The sequence below is a fragment of the Ectobacillus funiculus genome (genome assembly GCF_004138295.1).
GTDB classification, from domain to species: Bacteria; Bacillota; Bacilli; order Bacillales; family Bacillaceae_G; genus Ectobacillus; species Ectobacillus funiculus.
On the sequence record NZ_SCFM01000004.1, the window covers coordinates 482,859 to 500,710 of the forward strand.

At 37.1% G+C, this 17,852-nt stretch carries 16 protein-coding genes and 1 pseudogene; 8 read left to right on the plus strand and 9 right to left on the minus strand.

Features of this window, described 5'->3' with window-relative positions; translation table 11 throughout:
• Positions 1 to 12 precede the first annotated feature (12 nt).
• Together EP737_RS03810 and licT are read right to left on the minus strand one after the other, a co-directional pair.
• Positions 13 to 1,851 carry a beta-glucoside-specific PTS transporter subunit IIABC gene (locus tag EP737_RS03810; RefSeq protein ID WP_129726559.1) on the minus strand — a complete coding sequence of 613 codons (1,839 nt, stop codon included), beginning with the start codon at positions 1,849 to 1,851 and terminating at the stop codon, positions 13 to 15.
• 150 nt (positions 1,852 to 2,001) lie between these two features.
• Entirely contained in the window at positions 2,002 to 2,835 is an 834-nt protein-coding gene (licT, locus tag EP737_RS03815; RefSeq protein ID WP_129726560.1) for a BglG family transcription antiterminator LicT, read from the minus strand.
• Between the two features lie 269 nt (positions 2,836 to 3,104).
• On the opposite strand from licT, the gene EP737_RS03820 reads away from it, so the two are divergent.
• Positions 3,105 to 3,653 carry a TetR/AcrR family transcriptional regulator gene (locus EP737_RS03820; protein WP_129726561.1) on the plus strand — a complete coding sequence of 183 codons (549 nt, stop codon included), beginning with the start codon at positions 3,105 to 3,107 and terminating at the stop codon, positions 3,651 to 3,653.
• 87 nt (positions 3,654 to 3,740) lie between these two features.
• Here EP737_RS03820 and EP737_RS03825 read toward each other — a convergent pair whose 3' ends face one another.
• Both EP737_RS03825 and EP737_RS03830 read right to left on the minus strand, forming a co-directional pair.
• Entirely contained in the window at positions 3,741 to 4,001 is a 261-nt protein-coding gene (locus EP737_RS03825) for a hypothetical protein (protein ID WP_129726562.1), read from the minus strand.
• A gap of 467 nt (positions 4,002 to 4,468) precedes the next feature.
• Entirely contained in the window at positions 4,469 to 5,554 is a 1,086-nt protein-coding gene (locus tag EP737_RS03830; protein ID WP_129726706.1) for an alpha/beta hydrolase, read from the minus strand.
• 302 nt (positions 5,555 to 5,856) lie between these two features.
• Between EP737_RS03830 and EP737_RS03835 the strand changes: the two genes are divergently transcribed.
• Positions 5,857 to 6,225, plus strand: coding sequence for an SDR family oxidoreductase (locus EP737_RS03835; RefSeq protein ID WP_246040174.1), 369 nt, complete (start codon positions 5,857 to 5,859; stop codon positions 6,223 to 6,225).
• A gap of 2 nt (positions 6,226 to 6,227) precedes the next feature.
• The gene (locus EP737_RS03840) at positions 6,228 to 6,953 is read left to right on the plus strand and encodes a RibD family protein (RefSeq protein ID WP_129726564.1); all 726 of its coding nucleotides are present in this window, start codon (positions 6,228 to 6,230) and stop codon (positions 6,951 to 6,953) included.
• 93 nt (positions 6,954 to 7,046) lie between these two features.
• Here the strand turns inward: EP737_RS03840 and EP737_RS03845 are convergent, their stop codons facing one another.
• From EP737_RS03845 to EP737_RS03855, 3 genes are all read right to left on the minus strand, one after another.
• The gene (locus EP737_RS03845; RefSeq protein ID WP_129726565.1) at positions 7,047 to 7,310 is read right to left on the minus strand and encodes an HPr family phosphocarrier protein; all 264 of its coding nucleotides are present in this window, start codon (positions 7,308 to 7,310) and stop codon (positions 7,047 to 7,049) included.
• A gap of 51 nt (positions 7,311 to 7,361) precedes the next feature.
• A complete protein-coding gene (locus EP737_RS03850) occupies positions 7,362 to 7,853 on the minus strand; it encodes a hypothetical protein (protein WP_129726566.1) in 492 nt (163 codons plus the stop codon).
• Between the two features lie 708 nt (positions 7,854 to 8,561).
• Entirely contained in the window at positions 8,562 to 9,107 is a 546-nt protein-coding gene (locus tag EP737_RS03855) for a TetR/AcrR family transcriptional regulator (RefSeq protein ID WP_129726567.1), read from the minus strand.
• 519 nt (positions 9,108 to 9,626) lie between these two features.
• On the opposite strand from EP737_RS03855, the gene EP737_RS25945 reads away from it, so the two are divergent.
• From EP737_RS25945 to EP737_RS03870, 3 genes are all read left to right on the plus strand, one after another.
• Positions 9,627 to 10,196 (plus strand): cyclophilin-like fold protein, encoded by a 570-nt coding sequence (locus EP737_RS25945; protein WP_205650873.1) that lies wholly within the window; start codon positions 9,627 to 9,629, stop codon positions 10,194 to 10,196.
• 25 nt (positions 10,197 to 10,221) lie between these two features.
• The gene (locus EP737_RS03865; RefSeq protein WP_129726568.1) at positions 10,222 to 11,409 is read left to right on the plus strand and encodes an MFS transporter; all 1,188 of its coding nucleotides are present in this window, start codon (positions 10,222 to 10,224) and stop codon (positions 11,407 to 11,409) included.
• A gap of 154 nt (positions 11,410 to 11,563) precedes the next feature.
• Positions 11,564 to 12,271 carry an SDR family oxidoreductase gene (locus EP737_RS03870; RefSeq protein ID WP_129726569.1) on the plus strand — a complete coding sequence of 236 codons (708 nt, stop codon included), beginning with the start codon at positions 11,564 to 11,566 and terminating at the stop codon, positions 12,269 to 12,271.
• Positions 12,272 to 12,612: 341 nt separating this feature from the next.
• Here EP737_RS03870 and tnpB read toward each other — a convergent pair whose 3' ends face one another.
• Positions 12,613 to 13,713 (minus strand): IS200/IS605 family element RNA-guided endonuclease TnpB, encoded by a 1,101-nt coding sequence (gene tnpB, locus EP737_RS03875; RefSeq protein ID WP_129726570.1) that lies wholly within the window; start codon positions 13,711 to 13,713, stop codon positions 12,613 to 12,615.
• Positions 13,714 to 13,909: 196 nt separating this feature from the next.
• On the opposite strand from tnpB, the pseudogene thrS reads away from it, so the two are divergent.
• A pseudogene (gene thrS / locus EP737_RS03880) lies at positions 13,910 to 15,046 on the plus strand (threonine--tRNA ligase); the annotation flags it as partial.
• 138 nt (positions 15,047 to 15,184) lie between these two features.
• On the opposite strand, the gene EP737_RS03885 reads toward thrS, so the two are convergent.
• Positions 15,185 to 16,141, minus strand: a complete 957-nt coding sequence (locus EP737_RS03885; RefSeq protein ID WP_205650874.1) for a hypothetical protein — start codon at positions 16,139 to 16,141, stop codon at positions 15,185 to 15,187.
• Between the two features lie 693 nt (positions 16,142 to 16,834).
• Between EP737_RS03885 and EP737_RS03890 the strand changes: the two genes are divergently transcribed.
• Positions 16,835 to 17,719 (plus strand): sulfite exporter TauE/SafE family protein, encoded by an 885-nt coding sequence (locus EP737_RS03890; protein WP_129726572.1) that lies wholly within the window; start codon positions 16,835 to 16,837, stop codon positions 17,717 to 17,719.
• Positions 17,720 to 17,852 lie beyond the last annotated feature (133 nt).

Genomic DNA, 17,852 nt, shown 5'->3' on the forward strand with positions numbered 1-17,852 from the left:
TAAAAAAGTACATTAAATGACTAATGTTAATAAACCATCATTTTCTTGAACAGTTTCTTTATTCATTTCGATAATATCGATATAACGATCTGTATTTGTGATAATAATTGGAGTAGTAACTGGGTACCCGGCCTCTTTAATTTTTTCAATATCAAAATGAACTAATAGATCACCTTGGTTTACCCGATCTCCCTGTTTAACAACCGGTGAATAATATTTCCCTCCTAATTGAACTGTATTGATTCCGATATGGATTAATATTTCTGCTCCTTCGTCTGACGTAATTCCAATTGCATGTCCTGTCGGAAAAACTGTTGTGATTGTACCGTTCACAGGTGATACAGCTTTTCCAACAGTTGGTTCAATTGCAATCCCTTTTCCCATAGCTTCTGATGAAAACACTGGATCATCCACATCTGCTAACGGTTTAATTACCCCAGTTAATGGGCTGACAATTGCTTCTTGTTTTATAATTGTCTGTCCAGCTTCTACCTTGTTTTCTTCCACTTCTACTTTCTTTTTATCTTCATATCCGAAAATTACCGTTAGAATCGTTGTAACAGCAAAGGCAGATAGCATAGCAATAATATATGATACTAATGGTGAATAAATTGGAATACTTAAAACAGATGGAAATGCATATGCCATTGATTTTGCTCCAACTAAACCACTAACTCCTCCTCCAACAACTCCAGCTATTGCGACATAAGGAATTGTACGCTTGTAACGAAGCATTAGCCCATACAGAATTGGTTCTGTGATACCTGACAAAAGTCCAGGCAATAACGTAGATCCAGCAAGTGCCTTTACTTTTTTATCCTTTGTTTTTAAGAAAATCCCAAATGCCAAGCCTATTTGTGCAAATACAGCTGCGGAAACCAATGCAAGTATTGGATCCCCACCCTTAGCCAAATTCTCAAGAATAAACGGAGTGAATCCTGTGTGGATCCCAAGTAAGGTAAGGAAAGTCCATCCACCACCCATTAAGGCGCCTGTCAAGATTCCACTCTTAGAATATAGAAAATTAATAAATACTCCAATGCTATTCCCCAAATAGACTCCGAAAGGACCAAATGCCATTGCCGTTAATGGTACGATGATAATCAGAGACAACATCGGAACCAAAAACATTTGTAAATCTTTGTGAATGATTTTTCTAAGGAACCGATCTAAAACAGCATAAATACTGACTGCGATAAAAACCGGGAACACCGAAGAAGAATAGTTCATCAAAACAACCGGTATACCAAGAAAATGAGTAATATCACCTTGATTCTGCAGCAGGCTAGTAAAATTCGGATCTAATAGCGCAGCCCCAATCATTCCACCTACGTATGGATTTGCGCCAAGCTTTGAAGCAAGGGTAATGCTTAGAAAAATGGGAAGGAAGAAAAAGATTGCATCCCCAGCCGCTACCAAAATAGAGTACGTTCCACTTTCCGTAGATAATACCCCTGTCATTGTTAAAAGAGCTAACAACGCTCTAAGCATCCCAGCACCAGCAAGGGCTCCGAGCAATGGAGAAAAACTTCCTGAAATCACTTCAAATATTCTTGCAATAACATTTCCCTTTGATCTTTCTGATGATTCTTTTGCTGTACTACCTACATTTGCAATCTTTATCACATCTTTATAAACCTCGGAGACATGGCTCCCAATGACAACTTGAAATTGCCCACTATTCTCTACAACACTGAGAATTCCATCTAAATTTTCAAGATTTTTCTTATCTGCCTGACCATGATCTTTTAATGTAAAACGTAGACGTGTCGCACAATGCACAACACTAATTATGTTTTGTTCTCCACCGACCAACTGGACTATCTCTTTCGCTAAGCCTTGGTAACTCAATTTCTCCACCCCTTATTTCTTGTTAAATTCTAACCCTGCTTAACTATTCGTATGGTAAAAAAGCTTAATAAAAAAAACCTAAATCAAACAATCAATTTTGAATGTTTGATTTAGGTTTTGCCCGTTAGGTTACAACCCTAAGATCATCCGTTAATTACTTTTTACCACTCTTTCAATATGAATCGTTAAATAAATCATTTCTTCGTCTGTTAATTCGTATGTGTAAGAGCTCTCAATAAACTTCTTTATTTTCTGTGAACACTTATGGGCTTCTGGATATTTTTCCTGTATTACATGGTATAAGCCATCATCTGTTGTGCTGTTGTAATGATTGCCCTTGACTAGACGTTGTGCGAAAAACTTAAGATGGGTAATAAAACGATAGAATGGTAAAGAATTTTCATTAAACTCGATCTTAAAATGATATTTAACCATCGTTAATATTTCTTGCATAACCTTCGTCATATTTTTTACAATGGGCATCTCTTCATTCAATTCAGCATTAACAATATGAAGGGCTAAGAACCCTGCTTCATCCTCAGGTAGAATGACACCAAATTGTTCACATACCATATTTAATGCTTCTAGTCCAATCTCATATTCTTCTTTGTATAATTGCCTTGTTTCCCATAGTAGTCCGTTTTTTATAGGCAAATTATTTCTATAACGCTCAATTGCAAAGTATATATGATCAGTTAAATGAATATAAATGCTGTCGTTTAACTTCTTACCTAACTTCATTTTTGCATACGCAATGATTTTTTCAGATATTTCCATATATTCAATTGGCATATCAGCAATTAAGGTCTTGAACTTTTTCATTATATCTTCGTTTTCTAAAGTGAAAACTTTATCTATTTGTTCCTGATTAACCTCCTCTCCAACTTGTTTTTTAAAAGCTATACCTCGTCCGACGATAATGATCTCTTGTTTATCTTTTGTTGAAATAACTGCATTATTGTTTAATATTCTCTCGATTTTCACTGTCTACCCCCCAGATTTATACTGTATCCCCTCCAAGTAATAGAAAAAGGCAAAACCCTTACCTCTTCCTAAAGTAATCGGTTTTGCCTGATTTAACAGTAACAATCCGTTCTGTATGCGTTTACCTTAAGACATTGATTTATCAACATCTGTTTATAATTATAAATAAAAACAGGTTGCATACAATGGATAAATTAGCGCATTTCGTTGATTATTCAACATATCAATCAAAATTGTTGATTATCTTGAGAAAAGATTAGGGAACTAAAATGTCTAAGGTGGATAGAAGAATAATCAAAAGCCAAGCAGCCATCAAAATAGCTGTTACTAAATTGATGGCTGAAAAAAGTTTTGATAACATTACCATTCAGGATATTTCTGACAGGGCAAATGTGAACCGAGGAACCATCTATCTTCATTACTTAGATAAATTTGATTTATTAGATAAAATGATACAAGAGCATATAAACGAGCTTAAGGAAACAAATGAATGGGCATGTCAAGAGGAATGGATAGATGCAATTCAGATCTTTTTCGAATACTTTGAGACTCATTATTTATTCTTTTCGACCATGTTAACCAGTAAAGGAGCAGCCCCTTCTTTTCGTAGTAAGTTCCTAGAGTATGTTATGGAAGGGTACAAGAACGAGTTGCATAAAACAAATGAAAAAAATGAAGGTCTAAGTGAAGATGTTATTGTTCAATTTGCTGGAAATGCTTACGTAGGGGTAGTGGAATGGTGGTTAAAGAATGGAATGCCTTATCCCCCTCGTATCATGGCAGAAAAAGTAGGGGATTTGTTAGACAGAATTGTATAAAACTTCCCTAAGACAAAATATTTTAATAAGGGCATTAATTCATTTCTTAGTTAATGCCCTTTTATTCTGTCATTTGGCTAATCAATATCAGATTTTTTGAACTGCTCTTTGTTCCTGTCTCTGAATGAATTTCAAAGCATAATGTGTCCCATAAATATAGATTCCTATGATAGATAGGTGATCAATTAAAAATCTTATAATAGAATCATCATTGAACCAATTACCAAAGGGGTTATAAATAGTTAGCTTAGAACCCATATCTCTCTCGAAGGAGGAATGCACCCCATAGATTACAATTAATACCGCCAAAATACGCAACGCAAATGAATGAAATAATCGTTTTTTCATCCCGTTTTCCTCCTTCAAGTTTCGTTTTATTGTCTCGTAAATTCATCATGACTTGGCTTCTATCTGACTCTTAATCCAAGTTGAATAGCGTTGTCTTTAGATGGTAAGAGAATTACTTTCATACTGACTCCCTCTCTATTCGTTATATCCGCCAAGCATAAAAAACTCCAGCATATGGTAATGAGTAACACCGCCCCTTCAAACCTACATAGCATATGGAATTCTATTCAGATAAAGAAAACTCACCGATTGGCGAGCCCTGCCCTTGGGTGAAGACAGAGGCATAGTTACCCTTATACCTTATTTCTAAAATCTCTCGCTACGTCGAATGGTCTCCCAGCTAGAAATTTATACTTGCTTAAAGTGCAAAAAAGTGTGAACCCCGACAAGATATGCAGGATTCACACAGCTTTTTCAATCAAAGCACCATTGGCACGCAAAGCCCTCTACAATCTTCAACACAAGCCTTATTGTTTCTTCAGATTTTCTTTGAAGAAGGATGTGAGCTTGTCAAAAGGGATTAAATTCACCCGGTCGTACAGATCCACATGACCTGCACCCGGAACAATGTAGAGTTCCTTCGGTTCGGCCGCCAGCTTGTAGGCGTCTTCGCTGAACTCTCTGGAATGAGCGTTTTCACCCGTAATGAAAAGCATCGGACGAGGAGAAATCGTCTCTATGTCTGCGAATGGGTAAAAATTCATGAATTTGACGTTACTAGTAAGCGTCGGGTGTGTCGTGAGTTCAGGTGACGAGCCCTTGGGAGTGAATTCACCTCTTGGAGTGCGATAGAAGTCATAAAACTCACGCTCAATGGCAGTAGAGTTTTCATTTAGTTCATGTACTGTCCCACTGGTGTATTTGGTTTTACCACCTGTGAACTCCACATAGCGTTGCTCCGCTGCCTCTTCGAGAATCTTCTTTCTCTGCTCGAGAGTCTGCGAGTGTTTAAGCCCGTTACGGTTGGCGGCACCCATGTCGTACATACTGACTGTCGCAATGGCTTTCAAGCGCGGGTCGATCTTGGCTGCGCTGATGGCAAAGCTCCCGCTGCCACAAATCCCAATAACACCAATCCGTTCCTTGTCAACAAACGACCGGGTGCCTAGGAAATCCACCGCAGCACTGAAATCCTCGGCATAGATATCCGGCGAAACAGCGTTACGAGGCTGCCCCTCACTCTCTCCCCAGAAAGACAAATCCAAGGACAAAGTAACGAATCCCTGTTCAGCCATTTTCTGGGCATACAAATTCGCACTTTGTTCTTTTACTGCGCCCATAGGATGCCCGACAATGATCGCGGGATTTTTGGTATTCTTCTTCAAGCCTTTGGGAATAAAAAGATTCCCTACAACATTCATGTTGTATTGATTTTTAAACTCAACCTTCTTCATAGTTACCTTGTTGCTCTTGTAAAAGTTGTCTGCTCCATTGGACAAGTCCGGCGTATATGCAGCGACAACGCTGGTCTTGGATGCAACGATGGTCACGGATAAAAGCAAGACCAGTGCTATCACTGTGAGTACACGCGTGATAATAGATTTTTTTTTCATTTTAAAATAACACCCTTTCTTATTTTTGTTTTGAAAATAATTCTTTTGCAACCGCCTCACGAAGTTTTGCCTCCTTTGACGATTCCATGAATGATTCTTTCAACATCTTCCCTCCCACTTGCTGGTCACTAAAATTTGAACAACTATTTAAGCTACTTCGATTTAACTAAATGAGATGTTCTAAAAAACAAAAGCTCATTTATCAACATTTGTCTATAATTATAAACAGCAGCAGGATGCTTACAATGGTTAAATGAACGCGATTTGTTGACTATTGAACAAATGAATTAAAATTGTTGAGTATGTTCAAGGAAGTTTGGTTTATTACTGGTGCTTCTAGTGGAATTGGAGAAGTTACTGCAAAAGAGCTTACGTCTAAAGGTGCTAAGCTGGTCCTAACGGCTCGTCGTGAAAACCAATTAAAGAAATTACAAGAAGAGATTCAAAACAACAGTGGACAAGCTATATATAAAGTAGCAGATGTCTCTTCACATGAACGGATGGAAGGGTTGGCTGCATATACACTCGAAAATTTTGGGAAAATAGATGTATTAGTCAATAATGTTGGATTAATGCCCCAATCTTTTCTTTTCAAGAAGAAAATTGATGAATGGGATAAAATGATCGTACATATTTCTGGGGCAGTATTTTATCGTTTAAAGGGGTTGTAAGCTTGGAAAGACCGTATATTATTTGCCACATGGCAACTTCATTGGATGGGAAAATCATTGGAGATTATTTGAAAGTGGAACGAGCAGCTGTTTTTACAGAGGTATACGAAGAAATCCATGAACGTTACGGATCTAAAGCTTGGATGTGTGGTAGGGTTACCATGGAGGAACACTTTACCTTTGGACATAAATTAGATTTAAAACACGAAGACATCCTACCTATCCCTAGAACTGATTACGTTGCAAACAAAAATGCTGAAAGTTATGCTATAGCAGTAGACCCCTCTGGGAAATTAGGATGGACTGAAAATTCAATTGAGTCATGGAATGAGCATAGGACAGATGACCACATAGTAGAGGTACTTACAGAGCAAGTATCTGATGCTTATTTAGCTCATCTGAGAAAAATAGGTATATCTTATATTTTTGGTGGGAAAGAACACTTAAATTTTACTGTCGTAGTGCAAAAACTAAAAAGTCTATTTTCAATCGATAAATTAATGCTAGAAGGTGGAGGCTTTTTAAATGGCTCCTTTTTGAACGAAGGATTAATTGATGAATTGAGCCTGCTTTTAGTTCCAATTGCAGATGGTGCCTCTAACTCTGTAACACTATTTGAAACGAGTTCTTTTCTAAACAAAGCGAATCCAGTAAATTTCTCCTTAAAAGCACTCGAAAAACTGGACGACAGTGGACTATGGATAAGGTATGTAACAAAACGTGATTAATCATCATGTAACATAATTCCCAAATGTTTGTCTTTCCGCCTAGAGAAGATATAAATCGTCTGAGGGAGAACTCCTATCTTCATTGGATAAATCTTAAATTTTGCTCAAATGATCTTCTAGCGATTGTAAAGCCTCATGCTCGTCCATTCCTTCGATCCTTATATGAAATAGAGTGTGAGGTCTAATTCCTAATGACATAACATCGAGGATAGATTGAGGAGAGCCCTTTAATCTTACTGACTTATTCTTATATTCAATAAATATATTCGAATCAAACTGACAAGCAACCCTTACCAATGCGGTTGCTTGCCGAGCAAATCCCGTACTCGTAATTATTTTAAATTGTTTTTCAACCATTGTTCTCGTACTCCTATAGCTCTTTTTTTGAAAAATAAACAATTAAATTTTTCAATTTACTTCCATTACCTCATCCGCAATAGCAGATACATCTTTCCCTTCTATAACAAGGCCTTGTTCCTCTTCTTCTTTCCTTGCCTTTACGTCATAGACTTCTTGTATTAAGTTCGAAGCCGCTTTGCCTTCTGTGGCAATGCCAAGCTCCTCCGCTTCGTTTCTAAGTTTTGTTTCATAAATGGCTTCGAACAGCTCTGCCAGCCCTTTGCCTTCCACCTCAATACCAAGCTGCTTTGCTTCGTTTTTCACTTCTATTTCCTGTATTTCTTTTTCTAACAAGAGCGTGTTCTTTCCCTCCGTTTGAATCCCCAGCGTTTCTGCTTTTTTCCGAACGGCTTCATCATTTATGATCATAGTTACCTTTTGCTCAGTCGGTGAAGTTATCTGATATTTCATTTGGTGCGCCAATACTTTTACACCACAAATGATAATGAGATTGATTATAAATATCGAAGCTATAAAGAACCAAAGTGTCCTCCTTTCCATACCTCTCCTCCTATACTCTATTCTATATAACTGACTTGAAGTTTCGACCTCATGTATGACTCGCCGATGTTGAAACAAGGATGTATGGAACAAGGCCTCTCACCTCTGTAAAACCCATAATCATGACCTCTTTTCCTTATGTAATTTTGGATTTCACGAGGTTTTCCTCCTTTGACGATTCCATGAATGATTCTTTCAACATCTTCATCACTCACTTGCTGGTCACTAAAATTTGAACAACTATTTAAGTTACTTCGATTTAACTAAATGAGATGTTCTAAAAAACAAAAGCTCATTTATCAACATTTGTCTATAATTATAAATAGCAACAGGATGCTTACAATGGTTAAATGAACGCGATTTGTTGATTATTGAACAAATGAATCAAAATTGTTGAGTATTTTGAAGGAAGTTTGGTTTATTACTGAAGCCGAGAGAGGAATGGGCGCACATATCAACAAGGTCAGTGTGAAAGAAGCCCCAAGTCGGGAGTCAATACTGTCAAAATCCCTCCAGATTAACTGGAGGGATTTCATGTTCACATAAGCACCGTTAGTTAGAGAAAGTAATTTCATTTGATTTATGTAACATTGGCACCCATTACTTTAAGTACAATCTATATTTTAATGAATAGTAAGAGACAATACCCTAGTAAAAGCCTCTTCTAAAGGAATTGTCCCTTTCTTCTTCACTAATGTAAGGGACATTTTATACAATTCTCTCTAACAAATCCCCTACTTTTTCTGCCATGACACGAGGTGGATAAGGCATTCCATTCTTTAACCACCATTCCACTACCCCTACATAAGCATTTGCAACAAATTGAACAAGTACATCTTCATTTTGACCATAGTTTTTTCCTTTTGTTATGTCCACATCATGCTTGAACTCTTCGATATTAAACTGAAGGAACCGACTACGAAAATAAGGAGCCCCTTCACTCGCTAACATCGTCGAAAAGAATAAATAATTACTCTCAAAGTATTCCATACAATGTACAGTCGATTCTATAAAATCCATTTCAGCTGCCGACTCGCAAAAATTACTCATGTTGTTTATATGTTCTTCCATGATCTTATCTAATAAATCAAATTTATCGGAGTAATGAAGATAGATGGTTCCTCGGTTCACATTTGCCCTGTCAGAAATATCTTGAATGGTAATATGATCAAAACTTTTTTCAGACATCAGTTCGATCAGAGCACTTTTAATGGCTTCTTGGCTTTTGGTTATTCTTCTATCTACTTTTGGCATTGTTACGTCACCAGACTTTCCTAAAGATAATCAACAATTTTGATTGATTTGTTGAGTAATCAACAAATTACGTTCATTTAACCATTGAGAGCATCGTGTTTCTATTTAATAATTATAAGCAGATGTTGATTAATCAATCAATGATGAGTTTCTTTACTGGGCGAAGTCAATGTCCACCATTATAGTTGCAAATGAATTGTTTTTAAAACAACAAAGAAAGGATGTTATTTAGTATGTCTAATATTCAAAATAAAGTTGTTATTATTATGGGTGCACACACCTGAAACTGTAGCGGTAAGCGAAATCCTGATTCGTCCAACAAAACAAATTATCTAATGGATGTTGCGATTAACGAAATAATTATTCGTCCTACAAGACAACTTCCATAAAATCTCCTAATGAAAAAGTTGCCCCACAGCTTGTTGGAAGCAATTTTTTACTGATGATAGTTTCGTGATAATCTTTGTTCATCTATGTTATTTCCCAAACAATTGTAAGAATAAATAAGGAGACGTTTTGATGGGAAAAGGAGTTAAATCTAAACTTTTGTTTATATTGGTTATTTCATTATTTCTAACAGCTTGCAGCAGTAGTCATAATGAGAAAAACATTAATGGAGATGATACTGCAAATACAAATTCAAGTGGTGAGCAAGCAGTTAAAACTGATGAACCGAACGAGCAGGGTAGCAAGGATTCTACAATTGATAATGGAGGGTTAGTTAGTATGGAAGATGTTGCAATAAAATTAACGTTTAACAACGAGGAAGTAATTGTGAATATGTATGATAATCCAACAAGCAGAGATTTTGTAGCACAACTTCCGTTAACAGTAACCTTCGAAGATCATGCAAGAACTGAAAAAATTAGTTACCTACCAAAAAAACTATCTATAGAAAAAGCGCCATCAGGCAGTGAACCTTCAGTCGGAGATTTCACTTATTATGCTCCCTGGGGAAATTTAGCTATATTTTATAAAGATTTCGGGTATTCAAATGGACTTATTCAATTAGGCAAGATTCAATCTGGAGTAGAAAAGCTTGAAAGTATGAAGGGCAATTTTACAGTTCAAATTGAAAAAATTGATTAAAAGGAGAAATTAGGAGGTATATTTTTTGGCTAAACAAAACAAGTTGCTCATATTTATATTAACCATCGGTGTTTTCGGCATTCTAAATACGGAAATGGGGGTTATTGGGTTATTGCCTTCCATTGCTGATCACTTTCATGTCAGCATACCAAAAGCAGGATGGCTGGTGAGTTTTTTTGCCCTTGGTGTTGCAATATCTGGTCCTATTATGCCGTTATTATTTTCAGGTATAGATCGAAAGAAGGCTATGTTACTTGTACTTGGTGTTTTCTTGTTGGGGAACATAGTCTCCCTATTTACAGCTAGCTTTACCATTACATTAGTGGTTCGTGTAATATTGGCCTTTTTTCATCCTATTTATTGTTCTTTGGCATTTACAGTAGCTGCTTCCTCAGTAAGTAAAGAAGAAGCTCCAAAAGCCGTTGCCAAAGTATTTATAGGCGTATCTGCTGGTATGGTAGCCGGCGTACCAATCGCAAGTTTTATTGATAATACCGTTTCATATGAAATGGCGATGGCATTCTTTGCTATTGTGAATGCTATTGTATTCATTGCTACATTGATTTTTGTACCGTCTATGCCTGTTGAAGAAATACTTTCTTATGGTACACAACTTTCTGTATTAAAAAAACCCATTATGTGGATTTCTATCGTGACTGTCATTTTGTTAAACTCAGCTATATTTGGGGTTTATAGTTATCTTGCTGAATATCTGAAAACAGTAACGAATATGTCTCCGAATACCATAAGTTTAACGTTATTCATCTTCGGTGGAGCCAATATTATTGGAAACATTGTCGCAGGAAAGTTACTTACTCATAGTGCCACCAAATCCGTAGTATCTTTTCCTTTGTTATTGGGTGCTGTTTACATTATTTTATTCTTCACAGGACAGTTTACCGTACCTATGGCAATGATAACTTTAATTTGGGGAATATTAGCTGGAGGCATAATGGCAAATATTAATCAATATTTGATTGCGTCTTCAGCTCCTGAAGCGCCTGATTTTGCCAATGGATTATTTATATCATCCTGTAACGTAGGAACAACATTGGGTGCAGCTGTAGGCGGGGTATTTATATCAGAAATAGGTACCGGGTACGTCGTATTAGTTGGGGTTTTATCGTTACTATTGAGTTTGGTATTTATTTTAATGAGAAACCACATGGGTAGTAGTGTACAAAACAACCTTTTAGATAGGAAATCAATTTAACTTTTTTAGGGTTTACTAATCATTATTGATTTATCATTCCTGTTCTATTTGCTTTCAGGATTTCTAGGTGTAACTTAATCAAAGAACGGAACAATCTAAAAGTACTAACTACCTTAGCCCAGGTTATCCGCAGACGAGAAATGGAGAGTTTAAAATGTTACATGAAAAACAAGTTGCTCTTGTAACCGGTGGTAATCGAGGAATTGGATATGAGCTAGTCAAACAATTAGCTTTGAAAGGTTTTAAAGTCATTTTGACAAGTCGAAATGCGGAGAATGGTCATGAAGCTGCGCAAAAACTTAAGCAGTCAGATCTGGACGTTTCCTTTGTGGTGATGAGCGTAGACAACCAAGAAAGCATCCACCAAGCTGCGATTATAGTAAATGATCGGTATGGAAGATTAGACGTATTGATTAATAATGCTGGCGTTTATTTGGATGGGAATCAAAAGTTATTAAATATGGAACCGTCCATTCTAGAGAAAACAATGGCAACTAATTTCTTTGGCGCTTACCATGTCATTCGTTCCTTTATTCCCCTCATGGAAAAACAAGGCTATGGGAGAATTATTAATATTTCCTCAGAATATGGAGCGATGAGCGAAATGTCATATCAAGGAGTAGGCGCTTATAAATTGTCTAAACTTGCTCTAAATGGATTGACACGATTGGTAGCTGCAGAAATCAATGGTGATATCAAAATAAATGCAGTCGATCCAGGATGGGTAAGCTCAGATATGGGCGGACCATCTGCTCCAAAAACGCCAAAACAAGCCGCTGAATCTATCCTTTGGTTAGCAACTATTGGACCAGAAGGACCTAATGGGGAATTCTTTAGGGATGAAAAACAAATCGAGTGGTAACATTACTGTTTATAATAATAGACCCAGCTTATTGTTTAAAATGAATTACAGAAAAAAATCTAATTTAGGGAGACCTAAAGCTACTTTTACAAATCAATTTGTAGAGGCATACCAACGATGGAAAACTGGCAACATCACAGCTGTTACAGCTATTGCTATTGAACTTTCCAATAGAGAGAAAAGCATATTCTTTGAATTACCCCCAGTTACTCACTACGTTCGTTGAACGTGGGGGATTCCTAAGTACAGAAGCCTCTCGGCTCCTAATGAATTAGGCTACGCCCGTCATTCCGACGGTTGGCAGTCCAAACGACTTTGTAGCAAGTCTCCTGCAAGGTGAATCAGTTTGCGATTGCTAAATCCTTTATATTTTTGGAAGCATTGATGTCAGCGTTGTCTTCATGACCGCAAGATACACACTTGAAGGAGGCTTGTGTTTTGCGGTTCTCTTTCGCTGTATGACCGCATACATTGCATGTTTGTGACGTACAATGTGGATTCACAGCTATGACTTGCCTTCCATACCACTTTGCTTTGTATTCCAGCATCTTGCGAAATGTTGACCATGATACTTCGCTAATTGCTTTTGCAAGATTGCCGTTTTTGAGCATGTTCGCTACCTGTAAATCTTCAATCGCTATGACATCGTGGTTTTTGATGATGTGCGTTGAAATTTTGTCCAAGTAGTCCTTTCTCGCATGAGCAATCCGTTCATGAATGCGTGCTACCTTGATACGTTGTTTATTCCAATTGGAAGAACCTTGCTTACGTCTGGACAGAATGCGCTGTGCATGAGCCAACTTCTCCTCTAATGTGCGAAACCATTTTGGATTGGTAAAAACTTCACCATTGGAAAGGATGGCAAAGTTTTTTAAACCCACATCAATCCCTACACTGGAATGAGTTTTAGACAGTTCCTGCACTTCTGTTTCAACTAACAAGGATACAAAGTACTTGCCAGAAGGAGTTCGTCTGACAGTAGCGTTCAGGATACGCCCTTGCACCTCACGACTGTTTGCAAAACGAACCCAACCTAACTTCGGCAATTTCATGCGATTGCCTGCAATACTTACTTCAGGAAGCTGATTCTTCTTTTCAATATTTGTCGTGTAAGATTGCACCTTATTTTTCTTACTTTTAAAACGTGGGGCTTCATTTTGTTTCTTAAAGAAACGGTCAAAGGAGTCTGCAAGATGTTTCAAGGATGATTGCAGAGAATGTGAATCAACCTCTTGTAACCAAGTGAATTCTTTTTTCAGTTGTGTAAGTTGAGAAGAGCAAGCACTATATGATAAGCCTTTTCCTGTTGCTTGATATGTCTCGTTCCACAAAGAAAGGAAGCGATTGAAGACAAAACGACTGCAGCCAATTGTTTTCGCAATCAGCACTTCTTGTTCTTGATTTGGATATAAACGAAACTTATACGCTTTGTTGGTTAACATTCTCTTCACCTCGTCTCTTTCCAAGATAACAAACGATCATACGTTCTGTTTATATTTTAACAAATTCCAGTACACGATGAAAGAATTTTTTGCTTCGCAAAGCTGAAATTCACCCCCTACTTATTTCTGGGCTCATTCCCTTCAAGAAATTGAAGTAGGGGTACTCTTTCAGCAAAATCTGATAGAAAAGGTAATAGATTCTATTAGCTCCAGTCTAAGAAAGGCTGCAGTTGTAGGGAAGGTAGATGAACAACTGGTGGATTTAAGCTACAAACTAGAAAAAGATGTGGAACTCTCCGTTTTAACTCTAGACTCGGAGGAAGGATTACAAGTTCTAAGACATTCATCAGCGCATGTATTGGCACAAGCTGTGAAAAGACTTTATGGTAGTGTGAAATTAGGTATAGGGCCAGTCATTCAGGAGGGGTTTTACTACGATTTGAAACTAGAGCACAGCTTAAGCTCCGACGATTTACTTGCCATTGAAAAAGAGATGGAAGATATCATAAATGAGAATTTAACAATCAAGCGAATGGAGGTTCCTTATGGGGAGGCTGAAAAGTTATTTAAAGAAAAAGGTGAGCCATTTAAGTTAGAAATATTAAAAGACATTTCAAAAGATGAAAAAATAACTCTTTATCAACAGCGAGAATTTACTGATCTTTGTCGTGGTCCTCATCTTTCATCTACTGGTTTAATAAAAGCATTCAAGTTAACTCGCGTATCAGGAGCTTATTGGCGGGGGGATAGTCAAAACGAAGTTCTGCAACGAGTTTATGGAGTGGCGTTTAAACATAAAAAGGATGTAAATGAGTATGTAAGGTTCTTAGAAGAAGCAGCAAAACGAGATCACCGTAAGTTAGGGAAGCAATTGGAGTTATTTATGTTTTCCGAGGAAGCTCCGGGAATGCCGTTTTATTTACCAAAAGGGCAAATTATTAGAAATGAGTTAGAAAATTTTTCTCGTGAGCTTCAAAGCAGTGCTAATTATGATGAGGTTCGTACTCCATTTATGATGAATCAACGATTATGGGAGCAGTCAGGTCACTGGGATCATTATCGTGAAAATATGTACTTTTCTGAAGTGGAGCAGACAAGATTTGCGATGAAACCAATGAATTGTCCAGGTCATATGTTAATTTTCAAAAATAATCTTTACTCTTATCGAGATTTACCTATCCGTTTGGCAGAATTCGGCCAGGTTCACCGCCATGAATATAGCGGCGCTTTAAATGGAATGCTTCGGGTTCGTACATTTTGTCAGGATGATGCCCACATCTTTGTTAGAGAGGATCAAATCGAAGATAAAATGAAACAGGAGAAAAAGCTGCTGACTATTTATGCATAATAACCGCCTTCCTTATAGCATGTCTTTTTTCAACACTACAAGTTTTGAGAGAAAAGGAGGATTACATACAAAATAGGCTATAGAGAGGACTTCTCTATAGCCTAAGAATTTTATAGGAAATGCCTAATCCGTTTTTCTTCTTTTTTGCTGATTGCTCTTAATAACACCGTCTGTTATATGAGAGTCAGAGTCAGTCACTGTCACTCCCTCACTAGAAGAAGCAGTTGTATGAGGGAGTGTGTCTATATTCGTAGAGGATACTAGTTTATCGGGACCATGGTATGACAGATTATTTTCTATTATTCCATCTGGATTCGTTCGTACATATGAATCAACGTGCACTGTAGGGGTATTTGGTATCTTACCTGGTCCATGATACGATAAATTATTTTCGATAATTCCATCTGGAGCAGTACGCATATGTCCTGCCACTTGATGCATGCCAGGGTGGCTTCCTCCAGGAACAGTTTCAGTTGTTACAGTATGGCTAGTTCCCTCAGAGACAGGAGCGTGATCCACAGTTCCTTCAAATAGACTAAAATCCGCAAAGTCTACCATTTTTAAAAAAGGGAGTATTAGTGCTAAAAGGACAACTGGTACAGCACCCATAATTTCTAAAGCCTTGCTAGCGCTATATCCATTTCGATATAACCATTTCATATAAAAATGGAGCAATATAGCAGCAAGAACACCAGTAAATAAAGCACTGAATATATTCAGACTATATTGCCATTGATAAGCATTATTAAACATAATAAAAAATGAACCGTATACAAGTATTCCTCCGATAATTGGTCTCCAATTTTGGATAATATACTTTAGGCGCATAATCAAAAATACAACCATTAAAATAACTGCAATGGGTGCTAAAAATGGAAGAAGCGTAACAATACATGCGGTAATTGCAAAAAAGATTAACATCCTCCATATCTTAGGCAAAGCAGTAAAACAAAAGAATACAATCACTCCTATGATCGGAAATACATGAGAAAAAAATGACAAAAAAGTTGTCAGGCCGTATACAATAACGGCTGTTTTATGTAATGCTGATAATGTATTTTGTTTTACCCAACCATTCATCAATAACAGCTCTCCCCTTGTTTTATCTAGCTAATTATTAAAAACATAAAGATCAATTCACCATCTAACCAAAACTCTTAAAATACCCTTATGATAGAAGTGAAAATCTTATATACAAGCTAATCATTGCCAGTTTTATAGCAATAAAACTACTTAACTATAATATTATATTAATATAAATTAAGGGGGGAGGAAGCTAAGGAGTAGAAAAATGGTGTTAATTTCCAGATTCGTCAAGGACAGATCTAATAGATGTTTGCTACTATGATAACTCAAGTATAATATTTGTAAGTTTAGATAATTCAGATATTTACTCATGAACTCTTATGTTTGTCCTCATAAAACACGTTCCAATTTGAAAATGAAGCAAGGTCTTGGTCTTTATTTATATCATTGCCTTTTCCGAAGGAGAGTAGGATGTACCTATATATTTTTAAAAATACAAGTTGACATAGTGGTGAACTTGGAATAAGATAAGAGAAATTAAATTCAGAAGATTTCAACTTGATAGGCAGCTTGTTATCTATATAAAAAGGAGTAATTTACCTGAAAGGTATATGTTTATTTTTTGGTTTAATTCATAGTATTCCAATATGTATTAAAGGTTAGGGGCTAACTTAACTATATACGTACAGGATAAGTAAGGTTGAATTGGGTATGAGGTTATAACTATAACCAACTAGGAGGATGAAAATGCAAAAATTATTGATTTTGGCGTTTATTGGATTTTTCGCGCAGTTAATTGATGGTGCGCTTGGAATGGCGTATGGGGTAAGCTCATCGTCATTGTTGTTAGCATTTGGAATCGCACCGGCAGTCGCGTCTGCTTCTGTTCATTTATCTGAGGTAGCAACAACAGCAGCTTCTGGTATTTCGCATATTAAATTTGGCAATGTTGATCGAAAAATGGTCTACCGTCTTATCATTCCTGGATCAATCGGTGCATTTACAGGAGCATGCTTTTTGAGCAGCCTGCCTGGGGATGTTGCCAAACCGTATGTATCCACATTCCTAATGCTTCTTGGATTTTATGTGTTGTTTCGCTTTCTGTTTGTGTTTCGTAAGAGTGAGGAAGCAGAAGCAAAGCCGCTATCAATTAAGCAATCTATTCCATTGGGCTTAATTGCGGGTTTTGCTGATGCAACAGGCGGGGGAGGATGGGGGCCAATTGCGACACCAATTCTCTTAACAAAAAAAGGCATGTCTGCACGTAAGGTAGTAGGAACAGTAGATACGAGTGAATTTGCTATTGCTGTAGCAGCAACAGTGGGCTTTGTGATTTCACTTGGCTGGGAGTCAGTGAACTGGATGTGGGTAGCTGCGCTTGTGATTGGCGGCGTTATTGCTGCACCAATCGCTGCTTGGTTCGTTCGGATTGTTCCACCACAGCTGATGGGCTTATTAGTAGGCGGTTTTATTATCCTTGTCAACGTAAGAACAATATTAAACACATGGGTAGCAAATGCTTCATTCCATCCTTATATTTATTTGCTGCTTGTACTTGGCTGGGGGGCTGCAATTATCTTTGGCGTGCGTAAAATGAATCAAGATGTAAAAGGGATTTCAAAGGTTTCATAGCTAATGAGGAAGTAACTAAGAAGTATCTAAGAGGTGTAACTTTCCTGCTTTTTAAAGCGCACTGATCAATAGTAAACATGAACGGAAAATATAAAATCGATTATCATTGAAACTATTAGTTTTACTAGTTATT